This is a genomic window from Rickettsiella endosymbiont of Aleochara curtula, assembly GCF_964030935.1.
Classification (GTDB): Bacteria; Pseudomonadota; Gammaproteobacteria; order Diplorickettsiales; family Diplorickettsiaceae; genus Aquirickettsiella.
In genome coordinates, this window is record NZ_OZ034990.1 from 1,342,866 (window position 1) to 1,359,486 (window position 16,621).

14 protein-coding genes are annotated in these 16,621 nt (G+C 36.0%); 7 read left to right on the forward strand and 7 right to left on the reverse strand.

The genetic code is table 11. From position 1 onward, the window contains the following. Window positions 1–2: 2 nt before the first annotated feature. Window positions 3–1,073 (reverse strand): bifunctional diaminohydroxyphosphoribosylaminopyrimidine deaminase/5-amino-6-(5-phosphoribosylamino)uracil reductase RibD, encoded by a 1,071-nt coding sequence (gene ribD / locus AAHF87_RS06005; RefSeq protein WP_342147604.1) that lies wholly within the window; start codon window positions 1,071–1,073, stop codon window positions 3–5. Further along, window positions 1,066–2,391, reverse strand: a complete 1,326-nt coding sequence (mpl, locus tag AAHF87_RS06010; RefSeq protein ID WP_425288002.1) for a UDP-N-acetylmuramate:L-alanyl-gamma-D-glutamyl-meso-diaminopimelate ligase — start codon at window positions 2,389–2,391, stop codon at window positions 1,066–1,068. The genes ribD and mpl overlap by 8 nt, the downstream gene beginning before the upstream one ends. Before the next feature lie 226 nt (window positions 2,392–2,617). On the opposite strand from mpl, the gene AAHF87_RS06015 reads away from it, so the two are divergent. Next, entirely contained in the window at window positions 2,618–3,886 is a 1,269-nt protein-coding gene (locus AAHF87_RS06015; RefSeq protein WP_342147606.1) for a 6-phosphofructokinase, read from the forward strand. A 133-nt stretch (window positions 3,887–4,019) separates the two neighbouring features. Further along, on the forward strand, window positions 4,020–4,682 hold the full coding sequence (locus tag AAHF87_RS06020; protein WP_342147607.1) for a LexA family protein: 663 nt from the start codon (window positions 4,020–4,022) through the stop codon (window positions 4,680–4,682). 13 nt (window positions 4,683–4,695) lie between these two features. Here AAHF87_RS06020 and AAHF87_RS06025 read toward each other — a convergent pair whose 3' ends face one another. Beyond that, the gene (locus AAHF87_RS06025; protein ID WP_342147608.1) at window positions 4,696–5,418 is read right to left on the reverse strand and encodes a 4'-phosphopantetheinyl transferase family protein; all 723 of its coding nucleotides are present in this window, start codon (window positions 5,416–5,418) and stop codon (window positions 4,696–4,698) included. A gap of 592 nt (window positions 5,419–6,010) precedes the next feature. On the opposite strand from AAHF87_RS06025, the gene AAHF87_RS06030 reads away from it, so the two are divergent. The 4 genes from AAHF87_RS06030 (at window position 6,011) to AAHF87_RS06045 (ending at window position 10,875) form a co-directional block, all read left to right on the forward strand. Then, complete coding sequence (locus AAHF87_RS06030; RefSeq protein ID WP_342147609.1) at window positions 6,011–7,705, forward strand: GspE/PulE family protein; 1,695 nt, start codon at window positions 6,011–6,013, stop codon at window positions 7,703–7,705. 5 nt (window positions 7,706–7,710) lie between these two features. Next, window positions 7,711–8,913, forward strand: coding sequence for a type II secretion system F family protein (locus AAHF87_RS06035; RefSeq protein ID WP_342147610.1), 1,203 nt, complete (start codon window positions 7,711–7,713; stop codon window positions 8,911–8,913). Continuing rightward, window positions 8,914–9,750, forward strand: a complete 837-nt coding sequence (locus tag AAHF87_RS06040; protein ID WP_342147611.1) for an A24 family peptidase — start codon at window positions 8,914–8,916, stop codon at window positions 9,748–9,750. It abuts the gene before it with no gap. Window positions 9,751–9,882: 132 nt separating this feature from the next. Further along, window positions 9,883–10,875, forward strand: coding sequence for an NAD(P)H-dependent glycerol-3-phosphate dehydrogenase (locus AAHF87_RS06045; protein WP_342147612.1), 993 nt, complete (start codon window positions 9,883–9,885; stop codon window positions 10,873–10,875). 5 nt (window positions 10,876–10,880) lie between these two features. On the opposite strand, the gene AAHF87_RS06050 is transcribed toward AAHF87_RS06045, so the two are convergent. Beyond that, window positions 10,881–12,812: an aconitate hydratase gene (locus AAHF87_RS06050; protein ID WP_342147613.1), complete on the reverse strand. Its 1,932-nt coding sequence runs from the start codon at window positions 12,810–12,812 to the stop codon at window positions 10,881–10,883. Window positions 12,813–13,018: 206 nt separating this feature from the next. Between AAHF87_RS06050 and AAHF87_RS06055 the strand changes: the two genes are divergently transcribed. Further along, entirely contained in the window at window positions 13,019–13,537 is a 519-nt protein-coding gene (locus tag AAHF87_RS06055; protein WP_342147614.1) for a disulfide bond formation protein B, read from the forward strand. Here the strand turns inward: AAHF87_RS06055 and AAHF87_RS06060 are convergent. The 3 genes from AAHF87_RS06060 to AAHF87_RS06070 form a co-directional block, all read right to left on the reverse strand. Further along, window positions 13,529–14,836, reverse strand: a complete 1,308-nt coding sequence (locus AAHF87_RS06060) for a serine/threonine-protein kinase (RefSeq protein WP_342147615.1) — start codon at window positions 14,834–14,836, stop codon at window positions 13,529–13,531. The two genes, AAHF87_RS06055 and AAHF87_RS06060, sit on opposite strands and share 9 nt — an antisense overlap. Before the next feature lie 202 nt (window positions 14,837–15,038). Continuing rightward, window positions 15,039–15,632, reverse strand: a complete 594-nt coding sequence (locus tag AAHF87_RS06065) for a YggT family protein (protein ID WP_342147616.1) — start codon at window positions 15,630–15,632, stop codon at window positions 15,039–15,041. 7 nt (window positions 15,633–15,639) lie between these two features. Continuing rightward, window positions 15,640–16,566 carry an LD-carboxypeptidase gene (locus AAHF87_RS06070; RefSeq protein ID WP_342147617.1) on the reverse strand — a complete coding sequence of 309 codons (927 nt, stop codon included), beginning with the start codon at window positions 16,564–16,566 and terminating at the stop codon, window positions 15,640–15,642. Window positions 16,567–16,621: the final 55 nt, after the last annotated feature.

Sequence of the window (16,621 nt, forward strand, 5' to 3'; positions counted from 1 at the left end):
TGTTACCTCCATTTAAACTCAAAACATGTATCTCTACCTAAATGAGTGGTATTAATCGGCATGGCCCCCTTTAAGGGGTTTGGAGAAGTAAAGGCTATTTGGGCACTTTCTCCTAGCCATAATGGTGCCACATAGATAAAAGCTCTTTGCAATAGACCGACTTTGATGAAAGCTTGAAAATTAACACCTCCGGCTTCTATCCACAAATCAATTTTTCCATCTTGGCCAATTTGCTTCAGTATCGCAAGTAAATCAAGGCCTTTTTTATCACTTTTTATAGGGATGAAACGTATATCATGTTGTTGTAGTTTTTGTTGTTTGCTTAAATCGGCATCATGGAAAATAGTAATAGATTCCGTAGAATTAAAAATTTTTGCTGAAATCGGTAGACTGAGATGGGTATCTAAAATATAAAGCGGTTTTTTATATGTTCCATCATCTAAACGACAATTTAATAACGGATTGTCCAAACAAATTGTTTTCGCTGTAGTTAAAATAGCATCACTTTGTTTACGTTGCTGATGCGTAAATTGTTGTGCCTCACCCCCCGTTAATCGAATAGGTTTTCCATGTTGACTGGCAATTTTTCCATCTAAACTCATGGCCAATTTTGCCGTAGTAAAGGGTCTTTTATGTTTCCACCAATAGCTATAACTCGCATAAAAATTATCGATAGCAGGCAGAGGGTGTTGAATACATTCTATCCCTGCATCTTGTAGTATTTTATCTGCGTGGTTGTTTACAGCAGGATTAGGATCTCGGTAACCATAAACAACTTTAACGATGCCGCTTTTTATAATCAAATCAGTGCAAGGAGGAGTTTTTTTGGCAGTATGACAACAAGGTTGTAAGGTCACATACAACGTGGCGCCTTGGAGGAGAGAAGGATCAACTTTACTGATGGCATCTACTTCAGCATGAGCCGAACCACTTTTCCGATGATAACCTTTGGCGATGAGCTGTGCATTTTTTACTAATACTGCACCCACGCAGGGATTTGGTGCGCAAAAACCCCGACGTATCTCTGCTAATGTTAAAGCTGATTTGAGATAGTGAGTTGCGGTGTTACTCATTATCTAAGGCCCGAGCCAATTTTTCATGTAGGTTATCAAAAGCGCTATTACTCATAATCACAATATGATCGGAAGTTTTGGCTTCTCTAACCACTTTTTCGATGATATCCGCTATGGAGTTGCAAATAACAATAGGAGTTGAGGTTGTTTCGAGTAAGCGCTCTACACCCCAATCTTGCTTTGGTCGCATTAGCCATACTTTATCTGCATCCTGTAAGGATGGACCTAACGTTTCTCGATGTATTCCAGAACGCATCGTGTGCGTACCAGATTCTAAAATAACTAGGATGCGTTTATTTCCAATTTTTTTACGTAAACCGGCAAGCGTTGCGGCAATGGCAGTTGGGTGATGCGCAAAATCGTCGTAGAGTGTTATTCCATTGGCCTGCTTATAAATTTCTAAGCGGCGTTTGATTCCTTGAAATTGATTCAATGCAGCAATTGCATCTCTTGGATTCACACCGATATGATTTGCAGCAGCTACAGCAATAACCGCATTTGCTGCATTATGATCCCCGATTAACGACCAATTTATATCACCTTGTTTTTTGTTTTTATAATAGATAGTAAATTGACTAGCATCTGCTTTTAATAATTGGGTTCGCCAAGTTATATCTTTATTTCCTTCATTTCCTGTGTACTCAATCGGCGACCAACAACCACGTGATATGACATTTTGTAAATTTTCATCGGTTTTTGGACAAACAATTAATCCCTGGCTAGGTACCGTTCGTAATAAATAAGAAAATTGAGTTTTAATCGCATCTAAGTTGGAGAAAATGTCTATATGATCAAATTCAAGATTATTTAAAATCAAAGTTTTAGGGTGATAATGAATAAATTTCGAGCGCTTATCAAAAAATGCTGTATCGTATTCATCCGCTTCAATGACAAAAAAATCTTTTCCTAAGCGAGCGGAGCTATCAAAATTTTTAGAAATACCGCCAATTAAAAATCCAGGATTTAATCCAGCATATTCTAATATCCAACTTAATAAGCCGGATACCGTGGTTTTACCATGTGTTCCTGAAACTGCTAAAACATGATATTTGCTTAAAACATTTTCAGCTAGCCATTGTGGCCCTGAAATATAAGGGATATTTTGATTTAAAACATATTCAACACATGAGTTTCCACGTGTCATGGTATTGCCCATGATGACTAAGTCGGGATGAGGAGACAGATTTTTTTCATCATAGCCTTCAAAAACCGGAATTTTATGCTCAGCTAAATGGATACTCATCGGAGGATAGATATTCGCATCGGAGCCGGTTACTTCTAAGTTTTTTTGCTTGGCTATTAAAGCAATGCCTGCCATGAATGTCCCGCAGATGCCCAAAATATGAAGTCGCATATTAGCCTAGAAAAAGTGTGAATGTTTCAAGTATTATATTCTTCGCACTTGAATTTTTGTGTGTGTTGCCGCTCAAGAGCAATCCTCATGGTATGTTAATACACTTCGGTTGCTTTACAACATGGGTCACTCTCAAAAATTCAATTGCTATGAGTATATTTAACTTTAAATTACCTGGAGAATACGCAGGATGTCAAAGAAAAATGCGTTTTATGCTCAATCAGGCGGCGTAACGGCAGTTATTAATGCAACCGCATGTGGCGTGATCGAAACCGCTAGGCACTATAAAAACAAAATCGGTAAGGTTTATGCAGGCTGTAATGGAATTATAGGTGCTTTAACTGAGGATTTAATTGATACAAGTAAAGAAACCAGCAAAGCAATTGCTGGGTTACGTTATACGCCAGGAGGAGCATTTGGCTCTTGTCGTTATAAATTAAAAAGCTTAGAGGAAAATCGTGCGGAATATGAACGTTTACTGGAGGTTTTTAAAGCGCATGATATCGGTTATTTTTTTTATAATGGGGGTGGGGATTCACAAGATACTGCGCATAAAATTTATTTGCTCAGCCAAAAACTAGGTTATCCTTTAAGTTGCATAGGTATCCCGAAAACAGTCGATAATGATCTCCCCGTAACTGATAATTGTCCTGGTTTTGGCTCTGTTGCAAAGTATATAGCTATTTCTACATTAGAAGCAGGTTTAGATGTTGCTTCGATGTGCGCAACCTCGACTAAAGTGTTCATCATGGAGGTAATGGGCCGACATACCGGTTGGATTGCGGCAGCAAGTGGGTTGGCTATGCAAAAAAAAGGAGATGCGCCACATATTATTTTATTTCCTGAAATAATCTTTAATGAAGCTTTATTTTTGCAGCAAGTGGATAAAACCGTAAAAAAATATGGTTATTGCGTTATTGTTTTGGCAGAGGGGATTCGGGATAGCAAACAACAATTTTTAGCTGAAGCAGGTACTATCGATGCATTCGGACATAAACAGTTAGGTGGTGCGGCTCCGGTGATTGCGCAATTAGTTAAAGCTAAATTAGGATATAAGTATCATTGGGCGCTACCTGATTATTTACAACGTTCAGCACGGCATATCGCTGCTGAAGTTGATGTTAAACAGGCCTATGCCTTAGGCAAGGTGGCCGTTGAATTTGCTCTTAAAGGCAAAAATGCGGTCATGCCTACTATCGTGAGAGCAGCAAGCAAGCGCTATCAATGGACGATTGGTGAAGCAAAATTATCTACGGTAGCTAACCAGGAAAAAAAATTACCTCGATCTTATATCACCAAGGATGGTTTTCATATTACTCAGCGCTGTCGGGATTATTTGCTCCCATTAATTCAGGGTGAAGCTTATCCCCCCTATCAAAAAGGTTTACCAAATTATATACCGCTAAAAAAGCTTAAAGTTAAGAAAAAACTAGGTAATTTTGTTGTTAAATTAAAATAATTATGCCGCTACTTATCTAAAAAGGTAATATGTATTACCATACATATTACTTTTTTTGACATTTATAGGACTTTAAACAAAGTATAAGTTTACTCTATGGGTCATAACACTAAAACTTTAATAAAGCTATGGCATGAATATAAAAGATATTAGACGGAAAAATTTACGGAAATTAGCACGCTCAGTTGGTGGGATTACCGATTTATCTGAGTATTTGGATAGGTCACAAAGCCAGATTAGTCATTTAATAGGCAATAGCCCAATTAAAAACATTGGCGATCGATTGGCTAGCCATATTGAGAAGGTTTTTAATAAACCTCATGGATGGCTCGATCATGAGCATGCAGCTGAAGAGTCCGAAGGCGCTTATCAGTATGAAAATAGTCAGCCTTACTATCAAGTTCCCTTATTGACGCCCCAAGAGGTAAAAGAACGATTCCTGCAATTTATAAAAATTTCACCAAAAACCTACTCTAAGTATTTAAGCACTAACATTCCGCTTAGCTCGGATGCTTTTGCACTGCGTGTAGAGAATGATTGTATGGAAACCGCACAAGGGCCAAGTTTTCCTAAAAACTGTATTATTGTATTAGATACTGATTGTGTCGCACATAATGCAGCTTTTATTTTAGCTAAAATAAAGCAAGACCCTGGAAATACCTTACTCTTTAGGCAACTCGTTATCGATGGAAATCGTCGCTATCTGAAGGCGCTAAACCAGCATTATCCTTTGACAGAAATGCAAGCTGATGATACGACATGTGGTGTAGTGCGTTTTATGCTAATGGAGTTTTGATAAATATTAGGCATTATTTTTGGTTATTTAATCCAAACATGCTTTTAGTGTATTTTTTTATAAGGATAGGCTTTTCAGTGTCTTTTACAGCAATAGCAGTTGCAAAATTTGGGTAAAGAGATAAATTGGAAATAGCATAGAAAGGATTTATTTCTTCTTTTTTATATTCTAAATTATTTGCTTGAGGATCTAAGGAAAGTTTATGCCTAGAATAGGGATGAGTTTGCAAGGTATGTCCCTTTGCCTTAATTAAAGCCTCATTTCTTACCCAAGCATTAAAAAATGTCTCTAATTTCTTTATACCGTGTAGTAATTGCAATCGATCATATTCGTAAGCAGGAAGAAAACGATAAGCAATTTTGTCAAGATGTATTCTTGGATTTATAAATTCAATATCAATACCTACGGGTGTGTTGATAGTAAAAATATAAGCCAGAATATTTTTTGAGTGGGAGAGATTAAACTCTATGAGGTGCTTAGAATTTATTAATAAAGGCTTACCAGAATCTGTATACCTAAATTGTAACTTTTGCGGGTATTGCTCAGAATAATAGGCCAATAAATCGCGTAATACAGCTCTGGAGATAATAAAGTCTAGCTGATAAGGAAGAGCTAACTTTTCAGCACGTATTTTTTCTTCAGGTGAGAGCCAGTTTTTAAAAAGTTCATATTTTTTTGCATGGACTTCAAGACTAGTATGCCAAATATGAATGATAGATTGGTTTAATCCGCCCATAAGTATAGACCACTTGCATAACCTGCGTGATAGACTTGATTTCATTGTTAGACGCTAGTCTACGGTCCTCATTTACTCATGTAAACTCCGGCCCTTGACTATCTCTGCCTCAAACTCAAACCCATCACTGGGTTATGCAAGTGGTCTATTAGGTCCTGATAATTTAAGAAACCTTGCTGGATTTCCATGCTTTCCAACAGCGTAAGACTAGAAAGAATATATCAAAGCAATAATATATACTCGTCGCACTTGAACTTTTGTCTGTTGCCGCTCAACTCGCAATCCTCATGTATCATGAATACACTCCGGTTGTTTCATTCGTGCGGCGCCCTGCCAAACATCCAATTGCTGTGAGTATAAGTTCTGCATTTAATTTATTCCTAAGCATTACCTATAAGAAAATAAGTAAGTTCTAAAAATAGAAATTATTATTGTTTTTAAATATTTCTATTCTTAACCCCTAGAACTTATACCAGCAAGGTATTCATTAACTCAGTAATATCAATATAAACATTAAAAAAATAATGTGTCAATACATTTTATTTGTAATTTGCGTTATACTGGTAAAGGTCGAATCCAGGGATATAAAAAAATGGAAAACTTTTCCATCAATAATTTTTTACAGCATTTAATATTTGATTGCGGATTAAAAAAAGAATTTGTTGATGAAATGATAGCTTATGCTAAACAACAGCAAACTTCTTTTATAACTTATTTAATCCAAACACAAAAGGTAGATTCTTCCTACTTAGCCCGTCTTTTAGCCGCAGAGTTTTTTCTGACATACATTGACTTAGATAATATCGATTTAATGCAAATACCAATTAGTATATTAGATAAAAATTTATTACTAAAATATAAAATATTACCCATATCATATGATGAAAAAAAATTGACCGTAGCTATAGCTGATCCCACTGAGCAATTAGTTTTCGACGAAATACGATTTTCCACCGGGTTATTGCTGGAATATAAGCTTGCAGACGAAAAACAATTGCAAGAACTATTAAAAAAAATAAAAGACACTGGTTTAATAAAATCGGGTATTAATAGTGCAGTTGGTTTAAGCCGTTACCAAATAACTCGCGAAAAAGACGAAAATAATCTAGATGCAGCGTTAAATAATTCCAGCAATGACGATTTAACTATTATAAATTATGTCAATAAATTTTTGATTGACGCTATTAACCGTAATTCATCTGATGTTCATATAGAACCTTATGAAAATCGATTGCAAATACGTTTTCGGATCGATGGATTATTATATTCAATGGTTGTTTTGCCTAAAGATTTAATTTCACGAATTATCACACGTTTAAAGATTATGGCGCAATTAGATATTGCCGAGCGAAGAATTCCGCAAGATGGGCGTTTTCAATTAAAAGATATTAACGGTCGAAATGTAGATTGTCGATTGAGTACTTGTCCAACTATTCATGGTGAAAAATTAGTCATTAGAATTTTGGATAATAATAAAATGTTATTAGAAGTAGATAAATTGGGAATGAACCAAAATCAAAAAAAGGAATTTATCAAAGCTTTAGCAAGTCCCCATGGTATGATTTTAGTCACAGGACCTACCGGTAGCGGGAAAACTATCACACTCTATACCGCTTTAAGTTTCTTAAAAAAAACCACGATTAATATCTCAACGGTCGAAAATCCTATAGAAATTATTTTATCGGGAATAAATCAAGTTAATGTAAATCCTGCCGTAGGTTTAAATTTTGCTTGCGTGTTAAGAGCTTTTTTACGCCAAGATCCTGACATTATTATGGTAGGAGAGATGCGCGATCAGGAAACGGCTGAAATAGGAATAAAGGCTGCTCAAACAGGCCACCTGGTTTTATCAACGTTACATACTAACAGTGCTGCAGATAGTCTGATTCGCTTAGAGAATATGAATATTCCTAATTACAATATTGCAGCTTCAGTACAGTTAATTATTGCACAACGTTTAGTCAGGCGTTTATGCATGCATTGTAAAATTGAAGAAAGATTGCCGAAAAAAATTTCGTTAAAGTTAAATCTTGCATCGGATATTAAAATTTTTACTGCTAAGGGATGTTTGCAATGTACAGATGGTTATAAAGGTCGTACTGGGATTTTTGAGGTATTAACACTCACTAACGACATTAAAAAAATAATTTTACAGAAAAATAACGCATTAGAAATTAATCAATTTGCAAAAAAACAAGGGATGCAAACTTTGTATTTATCCGCTTTGGAAAAGTTAAAACAAGGTGAGATAAGCTTATTAGAAATGAGGCGCGTAATAAAAGACTAAAATGTATGTTTAGTATAGTTAAAATCTATATCTGGAAAGGAGTAACTTGCACAGGAAAACCGTGTAAAGGTAAAGTTTTTTTTGGAGATAAGAATCAACTGCGTTTAGAGTTGCAATGTCAAAATATTTTTATAAGCTATATTCGTACTCGTTGGATTATTCGATTTATTAAGCCCGTGAAAATACAAGAGATTTATCTTCTTACTCGTCAAATAGCACGATTACTGCGAGCAGGAGTTCCATTGCTGCAAATCTTGCAATTATTAGAAACTAGCATCTGCAATATCCTTCTACAAGCATATTTACGAAAATTAATCACTGCTTTAGAAGAGGGATTTTCATTAAGTGAAGCATTGCAAGAAAATAAAGCCTATTTCAATAAGTTTCATTGCAGCCTAATTGCATTAGGAGAAAAAACTGCTACTTTGGGATTAATGTTTGATCGTATTGCAATATATCAAGAAAAAAGCATGAAATTAAAAGCCAAAATAATTCATGCGTTAGTCTATCCTGCGGTAGTTTTACTAGTAGCGACTATGGTTTTTACGGCTCTATTGATGGGAGTAGTGCCGCAGTTTGAACAATTTTTTTCTGATGTAGGCGCACAATTGCCATTAATAACGCGCATTGTTATTTTTTTGTCAAAACACGTAGCATTTATTAGTGGCTATTGCGGATTTCTTTTATTGATATCAAGTAGTATTTTTATTTTTTTAAAGAAAAAATACTCTGTTATAAATGATAAACTCGACAGTCTTTATTTAAAAATACCCTTTGTTAATAAAATTATCTCTGAAATTATTATCGCTCGTATTACGCGTGCCTTATCTACCGCACTAACTGCAGGTTTACCTTTAGTTGATGCTTTACAGCTAATTGCTGAAATATCTAGTAATTTTGTTTATAAATCCGCTATTTTAGTAAGCTGTGAGCATATACGTGACGGTGAATGTTTTTATCAAGCCTTTTCACGGCAAAAAGTCATGCCATTAGATTTATTGCAACTTATTAAAATTGGAGAAATGGCTAATTGTCTGAGCGAAATATTAAACAATACTGCTGATCTCTACGAAGAAAAAATCAATTATTTTGCGGACAACCTATCGGTACTATTAGAGCCACTATTAATTATTATTTTAGGTTTAATGGTAGCTGGTTTGGTTATCGCTATGTATTTGCCTATATTTAAATTAGGAAGTGTTATTTAAATGCAATATTTTTTAATAGCTAGTTTTGTTTTTTTAAGTCTTTTGTTCGGTAGTTTCTTTACGGTATTGGTATATCGTTTACCATTAATGTTACAGCAACAATGGAGAAAAGATGCCCAGCAACTTTTAAACCCAGATGACTCGCTTCAGACCAATGAAAAAACTTTTAATATATTTTTACCTTTTTCGCATTGTCCATATTGTCATGAATATTTAACTATTTTACAAAAAATCCCCTTGTTAAGTTATTTTTTTTTAAAAAGAAGATGTGCCTATTGCCAAGAAAGAATTTCTTTTGTTTATCCTCTCATAGAAATTTTAACGTTAATAAGCTCGCTTATCGTTATTGACAAATTTGGAATAAGTTTACAAGCCTTTGCAGGCTTAATTTTAACCTGGGGTTTAATAATTTTAGCGTTTATTGATTTTGAACATAAGCTATTACCGGATATGATCACTTTTCCTTTACTGTGGTGCGGTTTAATTTTTAGCGTACCACAGACTTTTGTTTCTCCAGAAGCCGCTATTTTGGGTGCGTGTTTTGCTTATCTCTTTCTGTATATACTTGCCAAATGCTATCATTTTTTTGCTAAAGTTGAGCCTATGGGAGAAGGAGATTTTAAATGCTTTGCTTTATTAGGTGCTTGGTTAGGCATAAAAGCCTTACCTTATATCCTGTTTATAGCCGCTGGTGTAGGGTCTATCGTTGGTATAGGGTTATATCTATTCAATAAACAAAACTTGCGTAAAGCTATCGCTTTCGGTCCTTATTTAGCCTTATCAGGTTGGCTAGTCTTAATAGTTCAACCTAACTTCGATTATGTCTTTTTAATTTAACAGTGAACGCAAAACTTCAATAAGTAAATTATACGGGCGCTTTTTAATAACTTTTTGTTGATTTTAGATAATAGTTAAAACCATCTATGATAAACTTAAATCCATATACGAAGCTTAATAATGGAAAATCCAATGTCTGAAAAATTACCTGATATTCATTTACCTATCTCTATTATTGGCGCAGGGGCCTGGGGAAGTGCTCTAGCTATTCATTTAGCTCGTCAGCATCAAAAAGTGCATTTATGGGCTTATGAAAAGCAACAAGTTACCGAAATAAATACTAAAAAAACCAATGAGCGCTATCTGCCGGGTATTGTTTTCCCTTCTAATATCATTTGTTCGGATGATTATCAAACGGTTCTTTCAGAAACACGGGATATTTTAATTGTTGTACCAAGCGCCGCTTTTCAAACAACATTAAAAAAGATGCAGCCTTTTTTACAGGCTAACCAGCGCTTGCTTTGGGCAAGTAAAGGCTTAGATGCTGAAAAGCATCAATTATTGAATGAAGTGGTTAAAAATACATTAGGACATAGAGAAATGGCTGTGCTATCAGGGCCTAGTTTTGCTAAAGAAGTTGCTATGGGTTTGCCTACAGCTGTCTGCATTGCGTCGGAAAATTATGATTTTGCGCATGATCTTTCATTAAGATTTCAGACAAAATATTTTCGTGTGGAAATAACGCAAGATATTATTGGCGTGGAACTTGGCGGTGCTATAAAAAATGTACTGGCAATTGCTGTTGGCATGACTGAAGGTTTAGGCTTTGGTGCTAATGCAAAAGCTGCAGTGATTACTTCCGGATTATCCGAAATGATTGAACTCGGTTTAACATTAGGCGCAAAACAGGATACTTTCTTGGGGCTATCAGGTCTTGGAGATCTGGTATTAACCTGTACGGATAATCAGTCTCGCAATCGTCGTTTAGGTTTAGCTTTAGGACAAGGACAAAGCTTAGAGGAAACTAAAAAGTCAATTGGCACCACAGAAGGTTATGATACTGCAAAAAATATTTTCTTTTTAATAAAAAAATATGGTGTTAAAGCGCCGTTTTGTGAAGGCGTGTATCATATTTTGTATGAAAAAAAATCACCGAAAACACTTTTTAAAGATTATTTCCAGTAAAACGTTTATTTTTTTATCCAATTAATGAGGCCACCCGCTAACAATACTTTTAGTTCTCGTGAACTTAGAGGATACTTAACGATGTAATCTTTATTTTTAGTTTTATTATGAACGGTCAGTTGCTCGGATTTTTGAATAGTTTCACGAATATCTTTAATTAATAAAACATCATCTTGGTCAATGGTATCGTAATCGGCAGGTTTAGTGAAAACCAAAGGTAAAATGCCAAAGTTAACTAAATTTTGTCTATGAATGCGTGCAAATTGTTTCACTAGCACTGCTTGCACACCTAAATAACGAGGCGCAATGGCAGCATGTTCCCGACTCGAACCTTGGCCATAGTTTTCACCGCCAACAATAATAGATCCGGTTTTTTGATATTCTAAAGCGCGTTTTGGATAGGAGGGATCAATTTGATCAAAAACAAATTGGCTGATTCCAGCAATATTGCTGCGAAAAGGCAGTATTTTTGCCCCTGCAGGCAAAATGGTGTCAGTAGAAATGTCATCACCGACTTTAATCAAAACCGGGCCTTCAATACTATCGGCTAAAGCCGGGATAATAGGTAAGGGTTGTATGTTAGGGCCTTTAGCTAATGTTACTTCACCAGGGTTTGCAGCGGGTGGCACCAACATGGTGGTATTAATAATAATTTTTTGTGGCTCTTTAAAGCGTGGATAAACTTTATCCTTGAGAGAGCGAGGATCGGTGATAACACCCGTTAAAGCCGAGGCCGCAGCAATTTCAGGGCTACAGAGATAGACTTGGTCATCTTTGGTTCCGGATCGACCTGGAAAATTTCTTGGTACGGTACGTAAACTTATTTTTCCAGAGGCGGGCGCTTGACCCATGCCAATACAACCATTACATCCTGCTTGATGAATACGACCGCCCGCGCGAATTAATTTTTCTAAAACTCCTAATTCCACCATATTTTCTAAAATTTGGCGTGAGGTGGGGTTTATATCAAATGAAACACCAGGAGCTATTTGTTTTCCAGCGACAATTTCTGCCGCAACAGCGAAATCTCGTAGGCCAGGATTGGCCGATGAACCGATCATGGCTTGATAAATGGGTCGTCCAACAACTTCTTGGACAGGAACTACTTTTCCTGGGCTAGAAGGTAAGGCAATTAAAGGTTCGAGCTTGGAAAGATCGATTTCGTCATGTTCATCGTAACGGGCATTTTGGTCGGCAATAATCTCTTGCCAGTCAGCTTCGCGCTGTTGTGATTTCAAGAATTCTCGTGTCATCTCATCGGAAGGAAATACACTGGTAGTTGCTCCCAGTTCTGCACCCATGTTAGCAATGACATGACGATCCATCGCAGACAAATGTTGCAGTCCCGGTCCATAATATTCAATAACTTTACCAATTCCACCATCAACATTATGACGACGTAATAATTCTAAAATAATATCTTTTGCGCTTACCCAGTCCGGCAAAGCATTAGTTAATTTTACACCCCAGACTTTCGGCATGGTGACATGAAAGGGATGACCAGCAATAGCCATGGCAACTTCTAATCCACCTGCGCCAATGGCTAACATGCCCATCGATCCCGCAGCACAGGTATGACTATCTGAACCCAATAAGGTTTTTCCCGGTTTTCCAAAACGTTCCATATGTACAGGATGACTGACACCATTGCCCGGGCCACTGTAATATAGACCAAATTTTTTACAAGCACTGAGTAAAAATAAATGGTCATCTGCATTTTTAAAATCTGTTTGTAATAGGTTATGGTCAATGTACTGTACTGAGACTTCCGCTTTAGTCTGATTCAATTCCATCGCTTCACATTCCAGCATTACCATCGTGCCTGTAGCATCTTGGCATAAGGTTTGATCAATTTTCAGGCCAATTTCATCGCCTGCTTGCATTTCACCTGCAACCTTATGCGAGCTAATTAATTTTTGTGTTACATTTTGTGCCATACTAAAATTCCTAAAATCTAATTGCTGTGAGTATATAAAGCTTAACGAGCCTTTAACTGACAGGACTCATAAATAATTTCCTATAGGAAAACAAGTTAAAATACGATAGAAACAATAAATTGTTCATCACGTGTAGCTTTGTGTAGTTTACTAGTTAATGTATAGTAGTTTACAGCAAGCCTTAATCTAACGGTAGGGATCCGAATATGCATTTACCCGTTACGCGCTGGATCGATTTATTCACATTTTTTCTTTGCGCCTTAGTGTTAGCGGTTGCGGTCTATTTGCAATATAGAGTTGGGATCATTCCTTGTCCGCTTTGTATCATACAGCGGTTTATCATTACCTTGTTAGGATTGTTATTTTTAATGGGCGCGTTGTTTAATTTTGAAACAGCAACGCGCTGCTTTTTGCATACTATAACTTTTTTATTTGCGGCAGCCGGTGCGGTAGTGGCGAGTCGTCAATTATGGTTAGAGCATTTTCCTTCGGATCAGTTAATCAGTTGTCAAGCGGCGATAGCGCAGTACAGCACTTCTATCTATTTTCATAAAATTATGGAATTGTTCTTTCAAGGGACCAGCAATTGTGGCAGCTCAACCTGGCGTTTTTTAAATTTAAGTATGCCAGGCTGGACATTAATAATTTTTATTGTATTAGCGGCTATCTCTCTACGACAAGTGTATATAAACCGACGCAAACATAAACGACATTTCTTATCTTGAAAAAGACGATCTGTTGCTATTTCGAAATTCTTGATAAACTAGATTTTCATCTTTTTTGCGTTCTAGTAATTGAGCGGCAAACTCCTCAGCCTCTCCATAAATAACAAAATGGTCTTCCAATCTAACCATTAATTCTTTTAACTCCAGGGCCTTAGGTCGTTCTGATTCAGGTGCTTGCATAAGTAATGCAAGTTTTTTTAATATTTTCTTCTTTTGTTCTGTATTTTGCCCGCTATCCAAATTTTTTTGGAGATTTTCAAGGTCACTATCGATCGTATCCTTAATCTGTCTAACCAAATGCTCGCCGGTTAAATCTAAACAATCTTCAGTTAATGCCTGCCATTGTGTCGGATAATTTTCAGCCCAACCTTTATAGAATAGTATTTTTTCTAGGTCACTAAGTGGCTTGGGTGGAGTGGGACTCGATAACTGATTAGTTATTAAATACCATAAGTTTGCACCTAAGGACCATATATCTGTATTAAGATTATTTAAACTTTTTGTACAAAAATCTTTATTTATAAATAACTCAGGAGCGGAAAACAGAAATGTACTAATTTGAGGTGCGGCTTCATTTTTAAAATAGGCACAACCAAAATCACCTAAAATAAAGTCACCATTAATTTTAAGAAATATATTGCTTGGTTTTATATCATTATGGATCATTCCATGATGAATTTGTTTATTCTTGTCTTTAAATTCAGAACTATCTAAGGCATTAATTGCTTCTATAAGTTGCTGAAATCCTTGAAACAGATAACTTAATACAGCGCTAGGATTGGAATTATATTGGTTATAAATATAATTTACATGAGTTTGTAGATCGCCAATTTCTTGATAACAGGTATATAAGATATTAGTCGTTCCAACTGAACCTTGAGCAACGGGTAATGCAAAAAGATCAAATGGAAAATTACTGGTAACAACCTGTTGTAAAGCTTCAGTCATCTTATTTTCATGTTCCACGCTGAAGCTTCCTTGTTTTTTAACAAGTTTGCGAGTTCTACCTTGAGCAGACAAGTTAACTGTCTTAACAACTCCATTCTGACCATTTTTTATAAAATCTCCATTATTATAAGTTATTACGTTTTCAATCTCATCTATTCTTAATGTGCTCAGAAAATCTATTATCTCAGGTGTGGTGCAATTTTGTGTCGAGGTAAATGGTGAAAGTGTGTCTGCAGAACTAACCGATGAAGTAGATAATCTATTTCCTGATGTAAGATTTAAGTTGGGCGGTCGTTTTTTTTTCTTAAAAAAATTCTGAAAAGGAGGTGGTAGTGGAATTGAAGTAGGCATACATCTACATATTTATTGTTTGATTGATTTCTCCATTGGTTTAAGTCAAATCCTTAGATTATTCTATCGAGCAAAGATTAAAGAACTATTAAGCCTAATTCTGATGAAACTCATTGATAATTTTGATCAGGGATAAACTTGATTTTTTTGAGTGTATGTAAGGCGCTAGCTGGATGACAAAAAACAGCAAAACTATTAGATTTTAACTAGTTAAATGACCTAAAGCCAAGCTTGCGCCGATTTGGGCCAGCGGTTGTACTAATAAAATAGTTAATAATTTTAAGCCGACGATCAGAATTAGCGGCGAGAAATCAAATCCTGAAATAATCGGTAAGATGCCGCGGATGGGTTTAATTAAGGGTTCACTGATACGAACTAATATTTCTACCAGTGGACCATGGGCTAAAGGACTTATCCAACTTAGCACAGTTAAAGCGATAACGGCATAGAAGAAAATATTAATGAGTTGATTTAGGAGTTCAGCGAAGGCAAGTACAACTAATCCGATTAAATGCGGAGTGGCATTAATTTGCAACCAGACTAAAAATGCAATTTTGATCATTTCCAAGCCTAGTAACAATATAATAGCGGCCAAATCGATACCATGTAGACTGGGAATGATGCGACAAATAGGGCGTAGCGGAGGATTAGTTAATTTTGCTACGAATACAAACAAAGGATTATGACTATCGGTATTCACCCATTGTAAAACAATCCGTAGCAGTAAAATAAAAATATACAGATCAAAAATGGATTGGATAAGAAATGTACCGGCATTACCGAAGGAATTGAGCATAGAAAAGTTAACCTGTTATTTTAATCGTGAGTTGATTTTTATTTAAGTCTAATTGTGCGGGAGTTCCAAAAGGTAAACAACGATTCTTTTTTCCATGACCAACATCAGGACAACGGAATACCGGAAAATTTTGTTCCTTGGCAAATCGTTCTAATACCGCTTGAATCTTTTTTTCCTCTTCTATCTTTGCAGAAAAAGTGAAATCACCAAATAAGATGGCTTTTACATGCGTTAATATTCCTGATTGTTGTAAGTGCTGTAACATACGGTCGATACGATAAGCCACTTCATTGACATCTTCCAAAAATAAAATTTTATCTTTAGTTTCGACTTGCCAAGCTGTGCCGAGGCTGGTTTGTACCAAGCTAAGGCTGCCGCCGGTTAATGGGGCTAGTATTAAATCCGAGAAATTAATGGGTTTATGGTAAGGGCTTAATGAATAATTTAATTGCTGTAACTGACCAAAAATAATTTCTTTTAATTCAGCAATATTTTCTTGATCAATTAAGTGACCAGTCACTTGATTTAATGTAGGACCATGCAGTGTTTGCCAATGCCATTTTTGCTGCAGGAATAAATGTAAAGCAGTGATATCGCTGAAACCAATAAACAATTTACATTTTTCTGGAGAAGTTAATTTTAGTAAGGAAGGTATCAAACGTGTGCAGCCATAGCCGCCACGTAGACACCAAATAGCTTGGGAGTCATTGAATAAAGCGTCTTTTAGCTGTTGAAAGCGTTTTTCATCACTGTTGGCGCACAGTAAATCAGGTCCAAATATATCAGAAGAAATTCTGGGTATTAATTGCCAACTTTCTAATAAAGACTTTAATTTTTCTATAATAGTTTTTCTGTCAGCAACACCACTGGCCGGAGCAATTATATCAACGACGGAATTTTTCTTTAAAGTTTTCCAAGGTTTAAAGCTATCCATATTTTTTGGATCCTAGGCGCATAATTATCAACTTTACTTTTATTTCCAGGATACT